Raw genomic sequence first — 24392 nt, forward strand, 5'->3', positions numbered from 1 at the left:
CGCCCGCCGGGGCTCAGGTGCCCGACGTGTACAGCGCGGCGATCTCGCTCGCGCTCAGGGCACGGCTGTAGAGGCGCAGGCCGTCGACCGCGCCGTCGAGGTACGGGTCGGCGTACTGCGAGCGGCCGATCCGGTTGGCGGTGGTGCTGCCCAGGCTGGCCGGGGTCAGGGTCAGCCCGGTGCTGCGGGCGACCTCCGCGCCGTTGACGTAGAGGACGCCGACCGCGCCGTTGAGGGTCACCGCGACGTGCGTCCACGCGCCGGTGGGTAGCGCCGCCGGGGCGTTGATCCGCTGCTCGCCGCCGGAGCCGCTGGTGGTGATGGCGAACCGGGCGGTGCCCGAGCTGCTGCGCGGGGTCAAGAACATGTTGGCCGTCGTGCTGCTGCCGAAGTCGAACACCCGCGACCAGCTCGTCAGGGTGTCGATGCGGACCCAGGTCGCCACGGTCGCGGCGGCCGCTCCGGCGAGGATCCCGGCCGGCAGGGTGACGTAGCCGGTCGAGCCGTTGAGGTCGACGGCGTTGCCGCCGCGCCCGGCCACCCACGCGGTGCCGCCGGCCAGCGTCGCGGTCTTGCCGTTGCCGGTCGCGTCCGCGGCCGTCGTGCCGCTGGTCTCGTCGAACTTGTACCAGGCCACGAACTCCGGCAGCGGCTGCGCCGAGGTGACGTTCCAGTACACCGTGTACCGCTGGTGGTGCATCTTGTAGAACGGCAGCAGCGTCACCGTGCCGGTGCTGGCGGTCGCCGTGTACTGCAACGGGGTCGAGGTCGCGGTGAGGGTCGCCGGGTTCAGCGTCGGCAGCGCGGACAGGTTCGTCGTCCCGTAGGCGCCCGCGAGCACGATCGGGCCGATCTTCACCGCCTGGGTGGTCGCGCTGTCGGGCGTGGCCGACCGGGTCAGCGCCATCGGCATCGTCATCGCCACGACGTCGCCGGTGGTCCAGCTCCGCGTGATGGTGACGTGGGCTCCGGGGGTGGCCGCGACCGCGGTCCCGTTCAGCGTCACCGTCGCTCCAGCCGCCCAGGAGGGTACGCGCAGCTTCAGCGTGAACGCGGCGTTCCCGGTGACGGTCAGGGTGGTGCTGTTGGTCTCCGGGAAGCTGGTGTCCTGCCGGATCGTCACGCCCTTCGCCGCCCAGTTCACTGTGGACGCGATGAACAGGTTGACGAAGATGGTGTTCGCGTTGTCGTGGAAGTAGACGGTGTCGGCGAACTTCGTGTGCGTCTCCATGCCGCTGCCGTGATCGCAGGTGAAGTCGTTGTAGTCGTTGCTGTAGGTCTTGATCCCGCCCGCCCGCAGCGGCGTGTAGTAGGTGACGAAACCGTGCGCGGAGTCGGGGTCCTGCTCGCCGAGCATCTGGTTCCAGAGGGTCCGCTCGTAGTACTCCAGGTAGTCCAGCCGGGCCGGGTTGGTGAAGAACAGCTGCCGGGTCAGCTTGAGCATGTTGTAGGAGTTGCAGACCTCGCAGGTGCTGTCCGACAACTGGCTGGCGATCCGGTCCGGCGCCTTGAAGTACTCCCCGTCGGAGTTCCCGCCGATGACGTACGTGTGGTGGCCGACGACGATGTCCCAGAAGTTGACGGCGATGTCGCGGTAACGGGTCGTGCCGGTCGCGTGGTACTCGCGGATCGCGCCGATCGCCTTCGGGATCTGGGTGTTGGCGTGGTAGCCGTTGAGGGCGTCGGTGTTGCTCGCGAGCGGGTCGAAGATCTCGGCGTGGTCGAAGTACTGCGCCGTGGTCAGATGGTTGGCGTCGGCGGTGACCTGATAGAGGTTGGCCAGCACTTCGTTCATTCCGCCGAACTCGGTGTCGAGCATGTTCTGCCGCTGGGTCTGGGTCAGCCGATCCATCCGGAACCTCACCCAGGCCGCCATCGCCGTCAGCACCGTCAGCGCCTGGGCGTTGCCGGCGAGCAGGTGCATGTCGAGCAGGCCGGCCATGATCTTGTGCAGCGTGTAGTACGGCGCCCACACCGACTGCCGGGCCTCGACGCGGTCGATGAAACTCTCCGGGAACGCCGACAGGAAGCCGGTGTTGAAGCCGACCGTGGCGGCCCGCGCCTGGCATTGCGCGAGTACGCCGACGATGTAGTCGCCCTTCGTCTTGTACGCGGTGTCGCCGGTGTTCGCGTACGACTGGGCCAGAGCGGTCAGCAGATGGCCGGTGGAGTGCCCGCGCAGTTCGGTCGTCGGCGACTCCCAGCCGCCGCACGCGGTCGCCGACGAGGACAGGCCGTAGTTGAGCCGGAAGGTGTGCAGCAGCCGATCGGCGTCGACGAACTTCAGATACGCCTGCGTACGCCCCTGGTTGGCCAGGAACGGACCGGTCAGCAGGGTGACGGCCGACAGCGGGAAGGGGTAGACGGAGACGCCGGTGTCGGGTCTGGCCACACCCGCCGGTTCCCCGGTCAGCAGGGGTGCGACTGACTGCGCTCCTGGCGCTTCACGCGAGCGTTCAGCGCGGGCGGCGACACCGGCCGCGACGCCGGTGGCCAGCAGGGTGCGCCGGGTGACACGTTCGTGTCGCATGTACCTCACCTTTCGTGTTTGTACGAAGTGGAGGGTGTATCGCGTCGCACCCGGAACGCCGCGATACCGGTGGGCCTACCCCTTGAGCGCTCCAGAGGCGAACCCACGGACGTAGCTGCGTTGCATGAACGCGAACAGCAGCAGGCACGGGACGGCCATGAAGACCACCCCCGCTTCCAGCGCCGCGTAGTCGATGGAGCCGTGGCCGGCGGTACGCATGTTGACCACCGCCAGCGTGGTGGTGAACTTGTCGGTCGAGTTGAGCAGGATCAGCGGGGCGAAGAACTCGTTCCACGAGGCGAGGAAGGCGAACAGGCCGACCGTGATCAGCCCCGGGCGTACCGCCGGGAGCATGATGCGCAGCAGCGTGGAGAAGCTGTTGCAGCCGTCGACCTGCGCGGACTCCTCGAGTTCGCGGGGCACCGCCTCGAACGAGTTGCGCATCATGAACAGCGAGAACGGCAGCTGGAACATGGTCAGCACCAGGCTCAGCCCGATCAGGCTGTCCTGCAGGCCCAGCCAGCCGAGCAGCACGTACAGCGCGATCAGGATCGTCGCGTACGGCACCATCAGGATCGCCAGCGTGATCAGGAACAGCGCGTCGCGGCCGGGGAAGCGGAACCGGCCGAAGGCGTACCCGCCCAGCGTGGAGACGATCAGCGTGCCCCCGACGGTCAGTGCGCTGACCGTGAAGCTGTTGACCACATGGTGCAGGCGGATGCCGTTGTCCGAGGTGAACAGCCGGTCGTAGTTCTCCAGCCCGAAGCCGCTGCCGGTACGCACGGACGCGTAACCGCTCCACAGCAGGGGGAACAGGAAGAGGATCGCGAGCGCCCCGCCTGTCACGCCGTAGCCTGCCTTGCCCCAGATTTTCATCGCGATTCCTAGTGAGACCGGCGGCGCAGGACGCCGAGCTGGACGACGTTGACGACGACGAGGACGGCGAGCAGGACCACCGACAGCGCGGCGGCCGACCCGAGATCGAGCCGGATGAAGGCCTCCCGGTAGATCACCATCACCAGCGAGGTGGTGCTGTTGTCGGGGCCGCCGCGGGTGAGGATCCAGAACTGGTCGAAGGCGAGGATCGAGCCGGTGATCATCATCGTCAGGACCAACGCGATCGTCGGACGCATGAGCGGCAGGGTGATCCGCCGGAAGGTCTGCCAGCGGCTCGCGCCGTCGATCCGCGCGGCCTCGTAGACCTCCAGCGGGATCGCCTGCAGCCCGGTCAGCATGATGAGCATGTTGAAGCCGGCGAACCGCCACAGCACCAGCACCACGGTCGAGCCGAGCGCGGAGGTCCCGCTGCCCGAGGTCCACGAGACGTAGCCGTCGACCAGGCCGATCGCCCGCAGGCCGTCGCTGACCGGGCCGATCTCGTCCGAGAGCAGCCCGAGGAACAGCAGTGAGGCGCTGGCGAACCCGACCGCCATCGGCAGGAAGAACGCCGTACGCAGGAAGCCCACGCCCCGGCGGCGGTTCTGCACGAGCAGGGCCAGCCCGAGGGCGAGCGAGAAGAGCAGCACCGTCATGATCACGGTGTATTTCACGGTGAACCAGACCGCCGAGCCGCCGAGCTGGTTGTCGCCGATGCCGGTGTAGTTGTCGGGCACGTTGAAGGTCGGCTGTCCCAGCAGCGGCCACTTGTGCAGCGACATCCACACCACCAGCAGCAGTGGGGTGACGAAGAACAGCCCGACCATGACCGCCGTGGGGGCGGCGTACGCGGCGCCCACCAGGCTCCGCCTTCTGGCCCGGCTCGCGCGTCGCGGCGGCGGGGTCGTCGCGGCCGCGTCGGCAGCCGGCGCCGGGCGCTGCATCGTCATCGGCATCGGTTCTCCGGAGTCGATTCGGGACCCGGCCGTCCGGTGTGGACGGCCGGGCCGGACGGGTCAGCCTTGCTGGAGGGACTTGGTGATCGCCGCGTTGCCGTCGGCGAGCGACTTGGCCGCGTCGCCGAACAGCGCTCCGCGGACGGTCTGCAGCCAGGGGCTCTGCGGGTCGTTGAACGAGGCGTTGAAGTTCTTCGCGTACGGCGTCTTGCCCTTCGCGACGAGGCTGTTGATCGTCACGATGCGCGGGTCGGCCGACGAGTACTTGTTCGAGGCCAGGTCGGTGCGGATCGGCACGCCCTTGTTCTTGGCGATGACCTCGACCTGGGCGGCTTCCGACATCGTCCAGTTCAGGAAGTCCCAGGCCTGCGCCTGCTTGGTGCTGGTCGCGCCGATGCCGATCGAGTCGCCGCCGATGAAGGTGGACTCCCCGCCGTCGAGGCCGGTGATCGGGGCGACGCCCATCTTCACGCCCTTCTCCTCGATCATGCCCAGCCACACCGACGGGCCGGGCGCGATGCCGATCTTCCCGCTCTGCAGCGCGCCGAGCCAGGTCGGACCGGCCTCGTCCTTGGCCGCGGGCGCGGCCACGCCCTCGTCGTAGAGCGAACGGTAGAGGGCGAAGACGTCCGCCATCTCCTTCGAGTCGATCTTCGCGGTGGTGCCCTTGTCGTCGAGCACGTTGCCGCCGGACGCCCAGACCGACGGCCAGAAGGTGAACTCGACGCACCCGCCGCAGTTGCCGCCGAAGTAGGTGCCGTTGACGTCCCCGCCCAGCTTGTCGATCTTGCGGGCCTGCTCGGCGAACTCCTTGAGAGTCGTCGGCGGCTTCTCCGGGTCCAGCCCGGCCTTGGTGTACAGATCCTTGTTGTAGAGCATCACCGACATGTCGACCGTGTGCGGCACAGCGAACGTCTTGCCGTCCCAGGTGCCGGCGCGGACGTGGCCGGGGGAGACCTTGTCCTTCACGCCGCTGGCGGCGAACCGGTCGGTGATGTCGGCCCACAGGCCCTGCGAGGCGTACTGCGGGGCGAAGACGACGTCGGTGGCGAACAGATCGGGCAGGGCCTTCGCCCCGGCCGCCGAGGCCAGCTTCGCCGGATACTCCTCATTCGGGTACGCCGTCACGGTCACCTTGTTCTTGTGACCGGCGTTGTACGCCTCGGCGTACGCCTTGGACACCGATTCGGTGGCGGCCCGCGTCCACAGGGTCAGCTGCGCGCCGTCGTCGACGCCGGCGGTGGAGTTCCCGCCGGGCGCCTCATCCTCACCGCACGCCCCGAGGACGGCGGTCAGCAGGACCGCGACCGCCACGGCGGCCGGGGTTCTCAACGATCTCACGATCTCTCCTTAGTTTTTGGAGGTTCGGCGGCTCAGGCGGCCGGGTCGGTCAGGTCTTGGGCAGCCAGATCCGCATCGTGGCCGGACCCTGACGGCCCCAGCGGTGATACGGGATCATTCGCAGGGAAGTCGGGGTCCGGGCTCCGCTCGCCGCCGCGTCGGCGTACGGCCACGCGGCGGCAGCGGTCTGTTCGAGCACGGCGGAGACGGAGACCGTGCTCTGCTCGGGGTTCTTCTCGTTCTCCGCCGCCACAGCGGCGGTGGCATAGTCGGCCGGGGGGACCGCGACGTCGACCCGCACGCGATCCAGGTCGATCGAGCCCTCCGGGGACTCCGCGCACAACACGATCGGGCCGCGCTCGACCGCGACGCAATCCCGGACGGCGTCGATGCGGGCGTCGGGATGGGTGAACCGGGGCCGCATCGGCAGCCAGAGGACGATCTCGTCACCGGCCCGGAACGGGCGGCGGATCACGACCCGATCGCCCGATGCGGGCTGCGGCTGGCCGTTGACCGTGACGGTCGCCCCGTCACTTGCCCAGTGGGGCAGGCGCAATGCGACGGCCCATTCGCCGCCGGACGTCTCGGTGACCCGGATCCGGACGCCCCCGCTGTCCGGGTACGCCGTGGTCATCGACAGCCCGACCGGCCGCCCGTCGGCCAGCCGCGTACGCACTTCGGCGTCGGCGTACTGGAAGACGTGCACCTCGTCGGCGTCGACCGCCGCGAAGTACGCCGACAAGCTGGCGAGCAGCCGAGCGGTGTTGCCCAGGCAGCAGGAGACCTCGAACCAGGGCGCGCGCGGACCGCCGCCGAAGCCGAGCTGCTCCTGATCCTCCGGCACGACCGCGGTCGGCGTACGCTGATGCAGCGTGTTGGCGTAGAAGAAGGACCGGCCGTCGTCGCCCAGCGAGGTCGCCACCACGTTGTACAGGACGCGCTCGATGACGTCGGCGTACCGGGGCCGGCCGGTGGCCAGCAGCAGCCGCCAGGCGAGCATGACCGTCGCGATGCCGGCGCAGGTCTCGGAATAGGCCCGGTCGGACGGCAGCACGAAGTCCTCGCCGAAGGCCTCGTCCTCGTGCCGGGAGCCCATGCCGCCCGTCAGATACGTACGCCGTGCCAGTGTGTGGTCAAACTGCTCGATGATCGCGCCGAGCAGTTCGTCGTCGCCGGTCTCGACGGCCACGTCCACCGCGCCCGCGGCCAGGTAGAGCGCGCGGACGGCGTGGCCGCGGAAGGTGTGCGCCGCCCGGATGGGCTGATCGTCGCTGAAGTACGACCAGCCGAACTGGTGCGGCGGCAGGCTGCGGTGCCCCCGGCGGCGCAGGAACAATGCGGCCTGGTCGAGGTAGCGCTGCTCGCCGGTGACCCGGGCCAGCTCGGCCAGGGCGGGCTCGATCTCCGGATGTCCACAGACGATGGCCGGACCGTCCGGGCCGAAGGTGTCGCAGACGTGGTCGGCGGCCCGCTGGGCGACCTCCAGCAGCTCGTCGCCGCCGGTCGTCCGCGCCCGCGCGACCGCCGCCTGAAGCAGGTGCCCGGTGCAGTACAGCTCGTGCCCCCAGGACAGGTCGCTGTACCGGGACCGCTGCCCGGGGCCGCCGAACGCCGTGTGCAGGTACCCGTCCTCGGCCTGCGCGCCGGCGAACAACGTGGTCAGCTCGGTGATCTCGCGATCGCGGGCCGGCGTCGGCAGCCGCCCGTTCTCCCAGGACATCGCCTCGACGAGCTTGTAGACCTCGGAGTCGGTGAACTCGCGCCCCCGGCGGTCGGCGTTGGCGTTGCCGTCCCGCAGGAACGACCCCGTCCAGCCGAGCTTGTCCATCCACAGCCGACCGTGGTCGAGCGTCGCGCTGCCGATCAGCTGCTGCCGCCGGGCCCAGAAGCCGCCGGTGATCCGCACCTCGGCCAGGCCGAGCGGGCGCAACGCGCCGCGCGACGGCACGACGGGCCGCCCTCCCGTGAGGTCGGCGGGGCGCGCCGTCACCGTCATCGTGGCCTCCTCCTCATGGATGTGTGAGGACACGATGCGCGCCGAAAACCTTTTCGGCAAGACGTCTTCTGTGGGACAAACTGATAACGGCACATCGATAGATCACGGGGATTGACAACGTCATTACGCTGTGGGCAGCTTCGAAATCGATTCGAAAGGCTTTCGATGGGCAGACGGCGGTCGCAACAGGTGACCCTCACCGACGTGGCGCAGCTGGCGGGCGTCTCGGTCGCCACCGCTTCGAAGGCCCTCAATGCCAAGGGGGAGGTCGCGCCGGACACGCGGCAACGCGTACTGCAGGCGGCCGAGCAGTTGGCGTTCCAGCCGAACGTGCTCGCCCGCGGCCTGATCTCCGGGCGTACGCGCACCATCGGGCTGCTCACCGACGAGCTGGCCGGCCGGTTCTCCATCCCCATCCTGCTCGGTGCGGAGAACGCGCTCGGCAACGAGCAGATGTCGGTGCTGCTCTGCGACGCCCGCGGCGACGCCATCCGCCGTCGGCACTACATCCGTACGCTCGTCGCCCGGCAGGTCGACGGGTTCATCGTGGTGGGGGACAGCAACGACGTCCGCCCGTCGCTGGGCCGGGAGATCCCGGTGCCGGTCGTCTACGTGTACGGCCAGTCCACCGATCCCGACGACCTGTCGCTGCTGGCCGACGACGAGGGCGGCGCCCGGCTCGTGATCGAGCACCTGATCGCGCAGCGCCGTCGCCGCATCGGGCACATCACGGGCCCGGAGCACTATCGAGCGGCCCGGGACCGCGTCACCGGCGCTCGCGCCGTCCTGGCCGAAAACGGCCTGACCCTCGTCGGCGGCGAACCGCTCTACGGCGAGTGGTCGCAGCGCTGGGGCCGCCACGCCACCCGGCAGCTGCTGACCGCCCACCCCGACACCGACGCGCTGTTCTGCGGCAACGACCAGATCGCCGTCGGGGCGCTGCAGGTGTTGCAGGAGATGGGCCGCCGGGTCCCCGACGACGTGGCCGTCGTCGGCTACGACAACTGGGAGGTGCTGGCGGCCGACTGCCGCCCCCCGCTGACCACTGTGGACCTCAACCTGGAGCAGCTCGGAGCGACGGCGGTGCTGCACCTGTTCGCCGCGCTCGACGGCAACCCGACCACGGGGGTGCTGCGGCAACCGTGTCGCCTGGTCGTCCGCGAGTCCACGGGCCTCGCCGCCTGACTCAGATCGTGTACAAGAGGACTTCGAATATGTCGCGTACCCAGCCCGGGGTGCCAGGCGACGTGATGATGTCGACCATGGCGACGTCCGCGGTCGTCCACACCGGATTGAGGGCGAGCGCCAGCGCGACGTTGAGCCGCTGATACACGGGATCCCTCTCGCCGTGCTCCTGCTGCCGTCGCGAGGTGACCCGGAAGAGCTGGACGAGACCGAGGACGGCGAGCAGCGCGAAGCAGCGCAGGTCCGGCTTGCCGAGCAGGTTCCAGACGGCGATGGGGAATCCCGCGAAGACCGCTACGAGCAGGAGGTAGGTGAGGCCACGGAGCCCTTGGAACAGCGCGAAGGTGACGATGTTGGCGCCGTAGAACTCGAACTCCTCAGCCACCTCCAGCAACAGGATCATCACCGGTGTCATCACGAACTGCATCGCCAGGAACGCCATCGCCGTGTCGATCCGCAGGAGGCCGAAGGCCGCCAGGGCGAGGGCGACGGCCGCCGCTGCGACCAGATTGGCCGCGAGTTCGACCGAGACGGTCCGGGCGAGAAGCGCGGCGCGATCCGTGTGCCGCCGGGCCGTCCGCACGTCGACCGCCACCATGATCATCAGCGCGGCCGCCGGGAGTAGTACGCCCGCCACGGCGGCGAGGGTGATCGGCAGGCTGCTCCGCACCGAGCCGTCGGCAGTCGCCAGCAGCCAGGAGCCGCTGAGCACCACTACGGTGCTGAGGAGATTGACCCCCACGTCCCGGGCGAACTTGAACCAGATCAGCAGGGGCAGTGCGACGAGCAGGGCCGCCGCGATCACCATCTCCGGACCGGGTCCTACCCGGCCGGTGACCAGCAGGAGTAGCCAGACGAGCGCGGCGGCGAACAGGTTCGCGACGACGTTGACGCCGAGGTCTCGAAGTTTGCCCAGCAGCGGGCTCTCTTCCCACCAGGTCAACAGGACGGCCGCCCCGGCGGCGCTGACCACCACGACCGTCACCGCGATCGCGGCGAAGCCCGTGGAGCGCGGAAGCTGCGCGACGCCGCGGTCGGCGGCGATCAGCCAGCCGCCGATGAGCATGGCGAGGGTGCCGGACGCGTTGAGGGCGACGTCGCGCGCCAAGGGCGCTCCGTCAGTGCGAAGCCGTTGCAGTACGCCGGATGCCACGCCATAACAGATGCCATGTCCGGGGGCGTCTCGTCCAGTCGATTCGCACGGTGGAGTGGCGGCGATATCGGTATCGACACCGATCTGTCGATAGCACTTGAAGTTGCCGGAGGCTTGTGGCAATGTCATCGAATATATCGAATGTGAACGTTAACATCCCTGGCCGTCGGCTACCCATGAAGTGGCCGACCGGCCTCGTCCTCTCCGCACGAACATCCACGGCAGGGACTGATCCACATCGACCGGTCCCGGGCGAGCGATCCGCCCAGATCATCGCCCGAACACTCAAGGAGCACGCATGGGACTCCACGCTGCCCGTCTATCGAAGAAGGCGCGGCTCGCCGCGATCACTGCCGCAGCCGTCGCCGCGACGGCGTCGACCACGGCGGTCGTCGCAGCCCTCCCCGCCGGCGCCGCGACCGCGGGCTGCTCGGTCGCGTACGCCGTCTCGTCGCAATGGCAAGGCGGATTCGGCGCCAACGTCACGATCACGAACCTCGGCGATCCGGTATCCAGCTGGACGTTGACCTGGTCCTTCGGCGCCGGTCAAACGGTGACCCAGTACTGGAACACCGCGCTGACTCAGAGCGGTGCGGCGGTGACCGCGAAGAATGTCAGCTACAACGGCTCGATCGCCACGAACGGCACGGCTTCGTTCGGCTTCAACGGTTCGTGGACCGGCAGCAACCCGGCCCCGGCGAGCTTCGCCATGAACGGCGTGACCTGCACCGGCAGTGCGTCGCCGACTGCTTCGCCAACCGCATCCGTGACCGCCTCCCCGACGCCGACGGCCAGCGTCACACCCACGAGTACGCCGCCGCCCAGCTGCGTACTGCCGTCGACCTATCGCTGGACCTCGACGGGTTCGCTGGCCACGCCGAAGGCCGGGTGGGTGTCGCTGAAGGACTTCACCACCGTGCCCTACAACGGCAGGCATCTCGTGTACGCGACGACCCACGACACCGGAACCACGTGGGGCTCGATGAACTTCGGCCTCTTCACCAACTGGTCGGACATGGCCTCGGCCAGCCAGAACACCATGTCGTCCAGCACGGTCGCGCCGACGCTGTTCTACTTCGCCCCGAAGAACGTCTGGGTGCTCGCGTACCAGTGGGGCGCGACCGCCTTCTCCTACCGGACGTCGACCGATCCCACCAACGCCAACGGCTGGTCGTCGGCGCAGCCGCTCTTCTCGGGGACCATCACCGGTTCCGGCACCGGACCCATCGACCAGACGCTCATCGGCGACGGCACCACGATGTACCTGTTCTTCGCCGGCGACAACGGCAAGATCTACCGGGCGAGCATGCCCATCGGCAACTTCCCGGGCAACTTCGGGACGACGTCGACGGTGATCATGAGTGACACGACGAACAACCTCTTCGAAGCGCCGCAGGTCTACAAGGTCCAGGGCCAGAACCAGTACCTCATGATCGTCGAGGCGATCGGCGCGAACGGACGCTACTTCCGCTCGTTCACCGCCACCAGCCTGGGCGGCACCTGGACGCCGCAAGCCGCCACGGAGGCCAATCCCTTCGCCGGCAAGGCGAACAGCGGCGCCACCTGGACCAACGACATCAGTCATGGCGAGCTGATCCGCAGCAGCGCCGATCAGACCATGACGATCGACCCCTGCAACCTTCAGCTGCTCTACCAGGGCCGCTCGCCCAGCTCCGGCGGCGACTACGGCCTGCTGCCGTACCGGCCCGGCGTACTGACGCGACAGAACTAAGGCGTGCGGAGGGATCATGCGGAAACACAGAACGCCTGCCGCGGTCGTGGCGTCGGTCGCAGCGGCATTGCTGACCTCCACCGCCGTCGCGGTGGCGCTGCCGGCTGGGGCGGCTGCGGCCGGCTGCTCGGTGAACTACGCCGTGTCGTCGCAGTGGACGGGCGGCTTCGGGGCCAACGTCACCATCACCAATCTCGGCGACCCGCTCACGAGCTGGACGTTGACCTGGTCCTTCGGTGCCGGTCAAACGGTGACCCAGTACTGGAACACCGCGCTGACTCAGAGCGGTGCGGCGGTGACCGCGAAGAATGTCAGCTACAACGGCTCGATCGCCACGAACGGCACGGCTTCGTTCGGCTTCAACGGTTCGTGGACCGGGAGCAACCCGGCCCCGACCAGTTTCGCGGTGAACGGCGTGGTCTGCACCGGTAGCCCCGGTTCCTCACCTAGCGCCTCGGCCAGTACATCGCCCAGCACGTCGCCCAGCGGTTCCGCGAGCGCGTCACCGAGCAGCGGACCGGTGGACATCACGGTGAACAGCGCCACCAAGTACCAGCTGATCGACGGGTTCGGGGCCGCGGTCTCGATCTGGGGCGGGGCCTGGTCGACGGCGGAGACTCAGACCCTGGTCGGGCTCGGCGCCAACCAGTTCGGCCTGTCGATCGTGCGTACCGGGATCTCGCCCGTCTCCAGCGAATGGCCGACGCAGGTGAGCGCCTTGCAGACGGCGAAGTCCTACGGATCGAACGTCAAGATCATGGCGTCACCGTGGACAGCCCCGGCGGCATGGAAGTCGAACAACAGCCGGACCAACGGCGGCAAGCTGTTGCCCGACTACTACGACGACTACGCGAACCATTTGAACAGCTACGTCCAGTACATGCGCGGGCAGGGCGTCGCGATCGACGTCACCTCGGTGCAGAACGAGCCGGACTGGCATCCGGACTACGACTCGATGGACTGGAGCGGCACAGAGCTGGCGAGCTGGGCGTGTGCTCAAGGCGCGAAGGTGCAGAACACCAAGTTGCTCGTCGCCGAGGCGGTGAACCTCAACTACGGGTACACCGATCCGGCTCTGAACGACGCGTGCGCTCGCGCCAACGTCGGCTACATCGGCGGTCACCTGTACGGCACCGAGTCGGCCGGGCGGCTGGGCCCGTACCCGCTGGCCGCCCAGTACAACAAGCCGGTCTGGATGACCGAGTGGAACCTGCACGCGGCTGACGGCAGCGGCGCGGCCATCTGGGGCGACCCCGCCAACCAGGCGGTCTGGAACGAGACGCTCGACGACATCATGCGTACGGTGCACCGGTCGATGGAAGCCAACTGGAGCGCCTACATCTGGTGGTACGGCAAGCGTTTCTACTCCTTCATCGGCGACGGTGAGGCCGCCTACGGCACCACCGCCGGGGCTCCGTTGAAGCGCGGGTACGCGTTCTCGCAGTACTCGAAGTACGTACGTCCGGGGTACCAGCGAATCGGCCTGACCAAGAGCACCAAGGCTTCACCGCTCGAGATCACGGCGTACGCCGGGGGCGGGAAGCTGACCCTGGTAATCCTCAACCGGTCGACGAGCGCGGTGAACAACGCCGTGATCCAGGCTCCGCAGACCATCACGAAGGCGGAGCACTACCTCACCTCGCAGACCCAGTCGGCGGCCGGTCAGCCGACCACAGTCAGCGGGTCGACGGTCAGCGTCAACGTCGCGGCCCGCAGCATCTCCACCGTCGTCCTGACGCTCTGAACAGGAATGGGGCCGCACACGCCCGGTGTGCGGCCCCATCTTCACGGCATCAGGACAGGGCGTACACCACCATTCCGTGCGGCTCGTTGCCGGCCTGGTAGAGGCCGCCGCCGGACATCTCGGTCACGCTGTCGAGCCCGATCATGTCCTGGTTCAGGCCGATGATCTCGTCGACACCGTCCCCGGTGAGGTCGGCGATGACGACGTTGCCCGTCATGTAGGTGCTGTCGCTCGCCAGCGTCGCCGGGTAGTTGGCCGGACCGGTGAGGACGGACGCGTCCCACACGGTCACGCCCGCCTCGTTGCCGGTGACCACGAGCGACTGCCCACCGACGCCCCGGGCGAACCCTCCCGAGTACGGCACCGGCAGCTGGTTGCGGTGGTACACCGTGCCGTCCGGCGTCACCAGGGTGAACGCCGCCGATCGGATCTGCAGCAACCCGGCCGGGCCGGAGGCGTACGCGTGATGGGTGAACGTGCCGCCGTCGGTGAACGTCTGGACCACGCTGCCGTTCCGGGCGTCCATCAGGTCGACCTGGGTCGGCCCCGTCACCGCTCCGGCCGGAGCCGTGAGCCAGGTGAACGCGACCGAACGCCCCTCGGACAGCGTCAGCGTCGGCGCGGCGGCGACGCCCTGCCACAGCTGAGCACCCCGGATCGTCCGTCCATCCACCGCGGACGGGGTCACCGTCCACCGCACGTTCCCGGAGTCGCCGTCGACGGCGATCCCGCCCACGGCCGGAGCGGAGAGGTCGATCCCGCCGACGGTGTTGTAGGAGGCCAGCACGGCCCCGTCGGCGACGACCGCGTTGGAAAGGCGTACGCCGTCGGCCGGGCGCTGGGTCCACAGCCGTTTGCCGCTGCTGGAATACGCCCGCAGCGCGTCGGTCGGCACGACCAGCTCGGCTCCGGCCTTGCCGTCGAGGTCGGCCGCCGTCACCGTCCAGACGTAGTCCCCGGCGATCGTCGTGCGTACCCTTCCGCTGCGCGGATCGAGCACCTGAGCGGCGTCGGTCGCGGCGACGACCACCTCCGGTACGCCGTCCCCGGTCACGTCGGCCAACTGCAGTTGGTGCACCGGACCGGCGGTGACCTGTCGCCACAAGACGACAGGGTTCTCGGCCGCTGCCGCCGACGTCCCGAGGGATGCGCCGTCGAGGGCGAAGACGCCACGCGATTCGCCGCCGACGACCAGGTCGGTCACCCCGTCGCCGTTGACGTCGGCGGGCACCGCCGTCACCAGGTCGCCCATCAGCGGCGTGGCCTGCGTGACCTGGCCGCCGCCGGCCGAGTACCGGTAGAGCGTCTGGTTCTGTGCGATCGCGACGACCTCACCGGCCTGCGCGGTCATCACCAGGGGCTGGCCGACGTCGCCGGTGGTGCTCCAGCGGACGGTGCCGTTGGGGCCGTCCATGGCCACGACCGAGGTCACCCGGTCGCCCGTGCGGTTGGCCGAGGTGCCGAGACCCCGCGGTTCCCACTGACCGGCGACGACGGTACGCCCCGAGGTCGTGAGGCCGAGCGAGATCGGGCCGTCGCCCGCCGAGCCCGTCCGCTTGACCGTACGCGCCCAGATCTCGCTGCTGCCGTCGGTGCCGTCGAGCGCACGGGTCTGGGTGGTGTTGACGAACATCGTGCCGTCGAAGAACGTCTCGTTGACGACGTACTCCGGCGCGGCCGACCCGGCGACGTCGGCGACGACGAGGTTGGTCGGCAGGGCGTTGACCCTGCTGCTGCGCAGCGTCCGCGCCCCGGTGGCCAGGTCGTAGGTGACCAGGTCGTAGCGGCCGCTCGCGACGGTCACGCCGTCGAGCCCGATCCGCTGCTCCAACGCCACCAGGCGGCTCCGCGACGGGTCGGCCCGCAGGAACCGGGCGTACGCCGGGTTGGTCACGTCCCAGCGCACCGCGCCGGAGACACTGTCGACCAGCAACGTGTGGCTGACCACGGTCGCGTTGCGGTACGACTCGATCCACCCGGCGGCGACCTGGCCCGGCCCGGCCGCGTCCAGCGTCGTGAAGACCGCCGTCCGGGAACCGGTCGAGACCGTCCACTCGCGATCGACGGTCATGCCCGGGGTGAACCGCCAGCCGTGCAGCTCCGTCTGCTGTGCAGCCGGCGTCTGCGTGTTCGATCCGGCGATCACCGTCGCCACCAGGGTGCCGTCGGCGATGGCCACCTGGTAGGCGGCAGGCAGCAGGGTGGACCACTGGGTCGCCCCGGTCTGTCCGTTCAGGACGGTCAGGAACGTGCCCGTGTTCAGGGCCGAACCCGGTTTCGTGAACGGCCGGTACGGGGAGGCCCCGACCTCGGCCAGGAACGCGACCTCGGGGATTCCGTCGCCGGTCACGTCGCCCACGGCGTACGACTGAGGTTCGAGGGTGCTCAGCGGGCCGTAACCGAGGTAGATCCGCGCGGAGTAGGGCTCGATCTGCCAGGGCCGCACGGGGCTGACCTGCCAGTCGGTGTGCAATGACGTGGTGCCGCGCCGCCACACGGTGTCGCCCGCCGCGGTCATCCGCGCGACCGACCCGCCGCTGTGCACGACGAGCAGATCGCCGCCGGGCAGCGCGCTGGTCGCGGTAACCCCGCGCACGGTCTCGACCAAGCCGGTGGCCTTCATCCCGGTGGTCGTGGCCGCCGCGGTGGCGTCGGTGTCCGCGGTGGTCTCGGCCGCGTCCAGCCGCCGCGCGGCCTGCGCTGTCTGCGCCTCGCTCGGCCCGGTCGGGTCCGTCGCGTCCTTCGCGCTGGTCACCCCGAGTGGGGCGGTGAAAGTGATCGCCTGGTCGCGCTCCAGCACGACCTCGTTGTACGCGTAACGCAGCCCGTCGGTGCCCGCGACGTTCTCCAGACCGATCGTCGCCCCACCGCCCCGGGCGGCGGCGTTGCCGCCGAGCTGGCGGTACTGGAGGGTGATGTCGCCGTTCTCGGCGAACACCGCCTCGGCGCTGATCCGGGTACGCCCGTCGGAGGCGAGCAGCGCGTCGTCCCACTCGACGACGAACCGGCGATCCCCGGTACGCCCGAGCAGTGCGGTCTGCACCTTCGCCCGATCGTCGATGATCAGGTCGTCCCAGAACGCGGCGACGACCCCGTTGGGGTTGCCCAGGCCGGGCAGGATCGTATTGGCGTAGTCGCCCAGCCGGGGCTCGGCGAAGTTGACCAGCCCGTTGGTCGTCACGTACGCCGTGGTCCGCTCGACGCCGTAAAAGGTCACCGGGAACGGCAGCGCGACGGTGGCGACGTCCTCGTCACCCTTCAACGGCAGCCGGTCGTGCGCGTCGACCCAGTCCACCCGGGACGGCGTGCAGGTGTAGCCATACCGGTCGGTGCGATTGGGCAGGGCGAAGTCCAGCGCCGCGTCGGCGTCCACGGTCAGCGACCGCGACATCGGCGCGTTGCACAGCACCGGTGCGGCCGGGCTCGCCACGACGTCGTACGCCCCCTCGGCCACCGCAGCGAAGCGGTAGCGGCCCTGGTCGTCGGTGGTCGCCTCGTCCAGCGGCGTACCGGAGACCCGGACGGCGGCCCCGGCCAGTGGGCGACCGAGGACGTCGTAGACGCGGCCGGACACCGCGTGCTGCGGTGCGGCGGCCAGCGCGAAGTCCCGGCGGCTCTGCGTGTTGGCGGTGACGGCGACGCCGGTCGCCTGCGCGTCGGCGCGGCCGTAGAGATGCGCGGTCACGGTGTACTCGCCGACCGGCAGGTAGATCTGATACGAGCCGTCGGCCAGTGTCCGCACCGAACGCGTGGTGTCGCTGGAGGTCGCGGTGACCGTGACGCCCGGCAGCGGATCGCCCGAAGCCGGGTCGGTGACCGTGCCGGTCGCCGAGCCGACCTCACCGCGCGGCGCGGCGCCGACCGCGGCGTACGCGTCGAGGCGGCCCTCGCCGAACACGTTGTTCTTGGCGGCGGTGCCGCCGCAGGTGAGGTTGGCCGTGTCGACTGCGGTCGAGTCGAGCAGTTCGGTGGTCCGCGTGAGGTCGCCGACCAGTGACGGCGCGGCCGACCACAACAGCGCGATCGTGCCAGCGACGTGGGGTGCGGCCATCGAGGTGCCGTTCATCGCGGTGTAGCCGTCACCCGGGTACGCCGAGCGGATGTTGGAACCTGGCGCGGCGATGTTCGGCTTGGCCAGCCCGGCGACCGACGGCCCCCGGCTGGAGAAGCTGGAGATCGTGTTGGCGGAGGTGAACGACCCGACGGCGTACGCGTCCGCGTTGTCGCCCGGCGAGTTCGCGGTGCCACAAGCCGGGCCACTGTTGCCGGCGGAGAAGACGGGAAAGATCCCGGCCGCCCGCCACGCGGCGATCATGTCGGCGTACCAGAGGTCGTTCTGCCCACCGCCCCACGAGTTGTTGACGATGTTCGGGGCGAGATCGGGCCGGGGGTTCGCCCCGGTGCTGTCGGTCGGCGCGAGGATCCACTGACCCGCCAGCAGCAGCGACGACTCCGAGCACGAGTCGGTCTCGCAGCCCTTCGCGGCGATCCACTTCGCACCGGGCGCGACGCCGATGCCGCCCGCGCCGACCATCGTGCCCATCGTGTGCGTACCGTGGCCGGCGTTGTCGCACGGCGCGGCGGTCGGGCAGATCCCGGCCGGGTCGTACCAGTTGTAGTCGTGCGAATAACGGCCCGCGCCCAGTGTTCCCCGGTACGCGGCCGCCAGCGCCGGGTGGTCGAACTGCACCCCGGAGTCGATGTTCGCCACGACCACGCCTTCGCCGGTCGTGCCGTACTCGCTCCACACCTGCGGGGCGCGGATGCGGTCGATGCCCCACTCCACGGCCTGCGTACTCGCGGTCGCGTCGACGGCGGCGGTGTCGGGAAGCTGGAACACCTTCTCGACGGTGATCGCCTCGACATCGGATCTAGCCGCGATCGCCGCCAGGACGGCCGCGTCGCCGGTGACCCGGACCTCGTCGGCGATCCAGAACGACGTGTACTTCGCCTTCGCCTTGTCCAACTGCTCACGCAGCCCGCGCTGGCTGTTTTCGGCGTGCTCCGTCAGCGCCCGGTACGCCGCCTTCGCCTTGCCGGCGTGCGTACGCTGCTTATTCGCGTCGGACAGATCAACGGAACCCTTGAGGCGTACCAAGAAGGTGGCCTGGCCGGCGGCGGCGAGATCGGCTCGGACGGCCGGGTCGACGGTGGCAGTCGAGGCGGCGGCGGTCGCGGCGACGGGCGCCGACGCTACGGCCCCGACCGTCGTCAGCAAGGCCACAGCGACCGGCAGACTCAGCCGCCGCAGAAGCTTTCGTGACATGAGGAGTGTCCCTTCCCGCCGCGGGGGGTTCGCGGCATGATGGGACTATTCGCCCTCGGCGGCAAGATCCGCTAGAGCTATGGATGGCCGATCCCCGTCAATGACCGGAGTCGGCCAGTTCCCTGATAGGACGGTCAGACCCAGCCCCGTCGACTGGCTTGAATGCCCGCCTGGAACCGGCTCGTCGCACCCAGCCGCTCCAGCAGGCGCGTGATCCGACGGCCGAGCGTACGCGCGCTGACGCCGAGCTGCCGGGCCATCGCCTCATCCTTGAGCCCCGAGCCGAGCAGCGTCAGCAGCGCGCGATCGACCTCGTCCAGATCGTCGGGCAGCCCCGGGGTGTCCGGCCGCAACGGCGCGGCCCGCTCCCACAGCGACTCGAACAACGCCGCCAACGCGGAGGAGAGCAGCGACGGATGCACCACGATGACGCTGCGGATCCGGCCCTCCCGCACCGACAACGGCAGCAACGCGCGTACGCCGTCGACCACGATCAGCTTCAACGGCACGTCGGCCAGCGTCCGCGCCTGCTCGCCCGACCGGATTGCCGCCATGATCACGTCATACCGTCCGGGCAACTCCAACGCGGCCGTCGCATAGATGGCCCGATTACGGATGTTGCGATCGAACAGCGACTGCTCCGCCTTCGCCGACGCGGAATGATCCACATACGGCGGCGCGTCCAGCACCGCGACCTCACGGGTCGCCGACCCCACCAACTCCATCATCATGTCGACGGCTGCCCGCTCGCCGTCCACCACCTCGGCCAGCCGGCTCGGCTCGCTGCGGGTGATGCCTTCGGCGTACTCGACGGCCAATGCGGACGCGGCCTGCAGCACCTGCTCCAGCGCCTCCTGCCGGCCCCGGACCAACGCCGCGATCCCGACCTTGGGATCCCGCGCCCGATGACCGCCCTCGCCCCGCTCGACCAGCTCGGCCTGAATCAGCTCACCCACCAGGTCGGCCAGCCGAGCCCCGGGCAGTCCGACCTCCTCGGCCAACCCGGTGTCCACCGGGCGACCCGGCGAGCGCAGCATCGCGCGATAGACGCGTACGGCGGCCGCGGAGACACCGACGGCGTCGAGGGGCCCGTCAGGGGTGATCATCGCGACAGGCTAGCGGCTGAGTGCCGTCCGCGTGGGCCGCGATCCTGCATACTGATGCACGTCGACCGGCGAGGAGAACGACCGATGCATGTGCTGTACGCCGAATCGACGGGCGAGATCGAGCTGTCCGGCACGGCCGCGGACCTGTCGCGGCTGGCGCGGCGACTGCGAGGGCGGGAGCCGATTCTTCTCGATCGGCGGGACGATCCGGCTCCGTATGACCGGGCGCTGTCGGTCGTGACCGTCACCTTGACCAGCGGGGCCGTCCATGTCTCGGTGGACGGTGACACTCTGCGGCTTGAGGGCGGCGGGCGGGCCTTGGAACTCCTGGCCGCGAACATCGAAAGCGTCGCCGATGCCGACGACTCGGCGTATCACCTGCACATCGAGTACCCCGGAGATGAGTATGTGGCACCTACGTCCCGGCCACTGGTGGTGGCGCTCAGGTCGTGACGTCGTGACCTGAGCGCCCTCGGGGCTGAACTCGGTTAGCGGGGGGCCCAGACGGTCGCGTCGATTTTCGCCTCGCCGCCCGTCACGCTGACGAACTTGATCAGCACGATGTACCCCGAGTCGCCGGTACGCATGCAGAACCGCGCGCCCTTGAAATAGGCCGGCGAATTGGCGGACACGCCTTTGCCCTCCCGGGTCACCAGGTCTGCGCAGTCGGCGGCCGACGGATCGGCGGAGCCGGCCCACTTCGCGATCATGGAACCGCCGGCGGAGGAGATCTTGCCCCCGGCGTCGTAGGTGTCCATGCCGCCGTATTCCGGCTTGATGACCGGTGGCTGCTCGTCGAAGTCGATCCCGTAGTTGGAGAACAGCAGCGTGTCGTGCCACAGCACATCGTCGGCGCCACCGGCCGGCGCGCTCGGGCTCGGCGCGGGCTTCGGCGACGTGGCCACCTGGTTCGCGGATGTCGAGGTATCGGCGGCGGCAGCGGGGGAGTCGTCCTTGTCGGACCCGGCGACCTGGTAAAGGAACGCGCCGACGGCGACGAGTGCGGTCAGCAGACCGGAGATTGCGGTGAGCAGGCCGGGCAGCGACGTCCAGAAGGACGAGCCTTTGGCCGACTCCGGCGACGACGTGGGTTCAACGCTCACGAGCTTCGGACTCCCAGGACACGGCGATGTGAAAGCGATACTGGTCTAGGCCGAATGCGGGCGGCCCCGGGTGATTCTGCCATGGTCGTCAATGACCGCGAGTCCGGGTCCGATCCGGACTTTCGCGGTCGCCAGAAGCCGTGCGGCGGGACCGCTCCCGGCCCCGCCGCGTACCCGGTCAGTATTCGATCGGGCAGATCCGCACACCCGGACACGGGTCGTTGGGATCCGGGTCGGGGTCGCTGACCGGCGGTGCGGTGTCGAAGAACAGCCGGAAGTGTGCCTGGCCGCGTACCTCACCGTCGTGGTTGCCCTTCACGTAGTTCGCCTTGTACGTGAAGACCTCACCGGGTCCGGCGGAGACGCTGAAGGACTTCTGGTTGGAGACACAGTTGCCGCTGGCCGTCGAGCTCTCATTGGAGCCGACGTAGCCGTTGTCCGGCCGGAAGGCCTCCCACCGGGGCGTGGTGCTGGGCTCTATGCCGTTGCCGCCGAGCTGGAAGGTGTAGCTCGTGTTGTAGTAGAGGTGGAAGTCGTAGGTTCCGCCATCCACCGGGTCGTACTCCGTCTTCACGTACAGCGAGCCGTAGTAGATGAAGTAGACGTGGGCGTCGGTCTGACAGGACGCGGCGTACGCGGCCGGCGGCGCGGCTACGAGACCGACGGTGGCGGCCGTCAGCCCCATGATGAGCGCCGCCACGCGGGCGACCAGTCGTCGGTGCAGCTTCATGGACCCTCCAGGTGGTCATGCCCCACCTTGTGCGGCGGGACTGGCCTCGACGCTAGGAGCGCCTCCGGAAGCGAGGTAGATGAATGCAGCTAACCGCCGGGCAGGCGATCTTTCGCCTTGCCGATGTCGAAATCGGCCCCTGACGACACCACCAGGGCGAAAGTCGCGCCGAGGCCACCGTGGATCAGCGAGGTCAGCGCAGCAGGCGGCGCAGGTCGGCGCGGCCGCGGATGCCGAGCTTCTGGTACGCCCGAGCCAGGTTGTTGTTCACCGTCGGCACCGCCAGCCCGAGCTGGGCGGCGATGGCGACGCTGGTGTGCTCGGCCGCGAGCAGCAGCACCTGCCGTTCGCGGAAGGTGAGCAGGGAAGTGTTCTCCCCGGCGCGCATGAGCGGCGTCTTCGCCTCCGCGAGGCCCGAACGCGCAGCCTCGAGCAGGCCGGATCCGGCGGCCTGGGCGAGGTCGGATTCGGCCCACCGCTGACGCCTCCGGTGCCGTCGAGCCGCCGTACGCCACAGCTCAGCGGCATGCAGGTCGTAGCCGCGTCGGGCCAGCGACCGCGCCGCCTGTTCGAGGCGGTCCGCCGCGTCGGGGTCGGCCAACGCGGCGGCAGCGCGATCCAACAAGCCCACCAACCCGCCAACAGGTGAGCCCCGGCCGGCGGGCGGCGGAGTGTGTACGCCGAGCCGAGCGAGGTCGTAGCGAGCGAGCGCGGCGACGATCGGCATACCGGCCCTGTCGGCGAGGTCGTGCGATCGCCGGGTGGCTTCGACGGCGGCGGCCAGGTCGCCGGTGGCGTACTCGACCCAGGCGCGCCAGCCTTCGATCCAGGGTTCGAAGACCTGATCGCTCGGGTGCGCCCGCTCGTCGGCGGCTGCCATGAGGTCCGCTGCCGCGGAGCGTCCGGCGAGGGCGGCGGCTGCGGCGCGGGCGGCCCGGATCGTGCGGCTCAGGCGGAAGGTGTCGTCGACGTCGAACCCGGCTTGCGCCTCGGCGAGCAGGCGTTCGGCCGTCTCGTGATGGCCGCGGGCGAGGGCGGCCAGGCCGGCGTACAAGGCCCAGCCGCAGACCATCATCGCGGCTCCGCCGTCGAGCGCGGTCCGGTAGCCCGCCAGGGCGAGCTTTTCGGCGGCGCGGGGCCGCCCACTGGCCAAGTACGCCAGGCACAGTCCGGTGTCGATCTCCACTTGCGCCCAGGGCAGTCGTCCGGTGTGGTCGGTGATCCGCTGGGCAGCCGTCGCGTACGCCTGTCGTGCGGTAGGCAGCCGCCCGAGGAATCCGTTGGCCGCCGTCGCCGCTGCTCCGGCCCAGGCCGTCGCCTTCGGCTCGGCGGCCGGGTCGCCGAGCACACCGGCCGCCCAGTACGCCGCCTCACCGCAGCGCCCATCGAAGAACAGCAGCCACGATCGGGAACCACGGGCGAGCGGCTCGCCGCCAGCAGAGTCCAAGGTATGCAGTGCCTGGGTCAGATCCCCGTCACCCCAATACATCGTCTCGGCTCGGGTGACCGTCCACTCCGTACGATCGCCGTCGGGCGGGTTGACCAGCAATGTCTTCGCCTCGTCGAGGCGACCCCGATAGACGGCGATCTCGGCGAGCAGGCGGTCGGCTTCGGCTCCCGGATCGACGTCCCGGACCGCGCGCGCCAGCCGCTCCGCGAGCTGCAGATCCGCATGCCCGATCGCCAGTCGCGCCCCTGTGCGTACCAGTTGGGGCTGGGTTATGTGTCCACCTTCGACCTGCCACAGGGCCGCGAGGAGCGCGTCGCCGTGCCGGCGCAGCGGCGAGGCCAGCAGCGCGCCCGCGAGCCGGCGGTAGGTCCGCGTCGCGCGCGACACTGTCTGGCCCGCACGCAGCACCTCGCCGTAGAGCGGGTGTCCAAGACGGACGACGCGCCGCGAGCCGGAGCGCTCCACAATGATCAGTCCACTGTCCTCGGCGTCGCTGATCGCGTCGACCCCCACCAACCGCTCCAGCAGGCCGAACGAGAGCGGCTCGCCACACGCCACGAACTCGATCGTGTTCCGTCCGGCCTCGCGCAGCCCAGCCAGCCGCGCGGTCACCAGGTCCGCGAGCCCGCCCGGCCGCGCACCGTGCAACAACTCCCGCAGGGCCAGCGGGTTTCCGCCGGCCAGTCGATGCAACCGGCGCCGCGTCTTCACTGGTACGCGGACAGCACTCGCATGATCGATCAGGTGGTCGACGGCGTCCTCCGGCAACGGCGGCAGCTCGACGACCTCGCCGATCAGCGGGGCGAGCGCGTCCGGGAGCGCCTCCCCGGACCGCGCGGTGAGCACGAGCCGAGCCAGCCCCGCCCGGCTCAGATGGGCCAGCAGCGCGGCCGACGCCTCGTCCAGCACGGGCGCGTCGTCGACGCCGATGACGGCCGATTCCCGCCGGAACCTTTGTTCCGCCGCACGCAGAACGTGCGTCCGATCAGCGAGTACGGCGTCGGGCGGGATGAGCGGCAACACCGCAGCCAGCGGAATCGCCGCCGCCGCTCTCGTCGCCGTCACCCAGTACGCCGCCCCGTCCACACCGGACACGCACTCCCAAGCAAGCCGGGACTTCCCCTGCCCGGGCGGTCCTGTGATCAATACCGTCACCCGTTGGCCGAGCGCCTGCCCGACGCTCACCACCTCGGCGTCCCGACCGTGAAACGGCCACATCCCGGC

15 protein-coding genes are annotated in these 24392 nt (G+C 69.8%); 4 read left to right on the plus strand and 11 right to left on the minus strand.

Annotated features, from left to right (window positions below):
• Positions 1 to 13 precede the first annotated feature (13 nt).
• From HDA40_RS38485 to HDA40_RS38505, 5 genes are all read right to left on the minus strand, one after another.
• Positions 14 to 2530 carry a glycoside hydrolase family 127 protein gene (locus HDA40_RS38485; protein WP_253763001.1) on the minus strand — a complete coding sequence of 839 codons (2517 nt, stop codon included), beginning with the start codon at positions 2528 to 2530 and terminating at the stop codon, positions 14 to 16.
• Positions 2531 to 2605: 75 nt separating this feature from the next.
• Entirely contained in the window at positions 2606 to 3406 is an 801-nt protein-coding gene (locus HDA40_RS38490) for a carbohydrate ABC transporter permease (protein WP_253763002.1), read from the minus strand.
• Positions 3407 to 3414: 8 nt separating this feature from the next.
• Complete coding sequence (locus tag HDA40_RS38495; RefSeq protein ID WP_253763003.1) at positions 3415 to 4356, minus strand: carbohydrate ABC transporter permease; 942 nt, start codon at positions 4354 to 4356, stop codon at positions 3415 to 3417.
• Positions 4357 to 4422: 66 nt separating this feature from the next.
• Entirely contained in the window at positions 4423 to 5703 is a 1281-nt protein-coding gene (locus HDA40_RS38500) for an ABC transporter substrate-binding protein (RefSeq protein ID WP_253763004.1), read from the minus strand.
• A 49-nt stretch (positions 5704 to 5752) separates the two neighbouring features.
• Entirely contained in the window at positions 5753 to 7699 is a 1947-nt protein-coding gene (locus HDA40_RS38505) for a glycoside hydrolase family 127 protein (protein WP_253763005.1), read from the minus strand.
• A gap of 165 nt (positions 7700 to 7864) precedes the next feature.
• Here HDA40_RS38505 and HDA40_RS38510 point away from each other — a divergent pair, with 165 nt between their 5' ends.
• Entirely contained in the window at positions 7865 to 8884 is a 1020-nt protein-coding gene (locus HDA40_RS38510; RefSeq protein ID WP_253763006.1) for a LacI family DNA-binding transcriptional regulator, read from the plus strand.
• 1 nt (position 8885) lies between these two features.
• Here the strand turns inward: HDA40_RS38510 and HDA40_RS38515 are convergent, their stop codons facing one another.
• On the minus strand, positions 8886 to 9992 hold the full coding sequence (locus HDA40_RS38515) for a hypothetical protein (protein WP_253763007.1): 1107 nt from the start codon (positions 9990 to 9992) through the stop codon (positions 8886 to 8888).
• A gap of 343 nt (positions 9993 to 10335) precedes the next feature.
• Between HDA40_RS38515 and HDA40_RS38520 the strand changes: the two genes are divergently transcribed.
• Positions 10336 to 11769, plus strand: a complete 1434-nt coding sequence (locus HDA40_RS38520) for a glycoside hydrolase family 62 protein (protein WP_253763008.1) — start codon at positions 10336 to 10338, stop codon at positions 11767 to 11769.
• A 16-nt stretch (positions 11770 to 11785) separates the two neighbouring features.
• Positions 11786 to 13513, plus strand: a complete 1728-nt coding sequence (locus tag HDA40_RS38525) for a cellulose binding domain-containing protein (protein WP_253763010.1) — start codon at positions 11786 to 11788, stop codon at positions 13511 to 13513.
• A gap of 49 nt (positions 13514 to 13562) precedes the next feature.
• Here HDA40_RS38525 and HDA40_RS38530 read toward each other — a convergent pair whose 3' ends face one another.
• Entirely contained in the window at positions 13563 to 18779 is a 5217-nt protein-coding gene (locus HDA40_RS38530) for a S8 family serine peptidase (protein ID WP_253763011.1), read from the minus strand.
• Between the two features lie 134 nt (positions 18780 to 18913).
• Positions 18914 to 19885 (minus strand): helix-turn-helix domain-containing protein, encoded by a 972-nt coding sequence (locus HDA40_RS38535; RefSeq protein ID WP_253763012.1) that lies wholly within the window; start codon positions 19883 to 19885, stop codon positions 18914 to 18916.
• An 84-nt stretch (positions 19886 to 19969) separates the two neighbouring features.
• Here HDA40_RS38535 and HDA40_RS38540 point away from each other — a divergent pair, with 84 nt between their 5' ends.
• Positions 19970 to 20338 carry an Imm32 family immunity protein gene (locus tag HDA40_RS38540; RefSeq protein ID WP_253763013.1) on the plus strand — a complete coding sequence of 123 codons (369 nt, stop codon included), beginning with the start codon at positions 19970 to 19972 and terminating at the stop codon, positions 20336 to 20338.
• A gap of 35 nt (positions 20339 to 20373) precedes the next feature.
• On the opposite strand, the gene HDA40_RS38545 is transcribed toward HDA40_RS38540, so the two are convergent.
• The 3 genes from HDA40_RS38545 to HDA40_RS38555 all read right to left on the minus strand — a co-directional run bounded on the left by HDA40_RS38545 (position 20374) and on the right by HDA40_RS38555 (position 24386).
• The gene (locus tag HDA40_RS38545) at positions 20374 to 20988 is read right to left on the minus strand and encodes a hypothetical protein (protein ID WP_253763014.1); all 615 of its coding nucleotides are present in this window, start codon (positions 20986 to 20988) and stop codon (positions 20374 to 20376) included.
• A gap of 178 nt (positions 20989 to 21166) precedes the next feature.
• Positions 21167 to 21718, minus strand: coding sequence for a hypothetical protein (locus HDA40_RS38550; RefSeq protein ID WP_253763015.1), 552 nt, complete (start codon positions 21716 to 21718; stop codon positions 21167 to 21169).
• Positions 21719 to 21911: 193 nt separating this feature from the next.
• Positions 21912 to 24386: a LuxR C-terminal-related transcriptional regulator gene (locus tag HDA40_RS38555; protein ID WP_253763016.1), complete on the minus strand. Its 2475-nt coding sequence runs from the start codon at positions 24384 to 24386 to the stop codon at positions 21912 to 21914.
• Positions 24387 to 24392 lie beyond the last annotated feature (6 nt).

This window comes from Hamadaea flava, assembly GCF_024172085.1.
GTDB lineage: Bacteria > Actinomycetota > Actinomycetes > Mycobacteriales > Micromonosporaceae > Hamadaea > Hamadaea flava.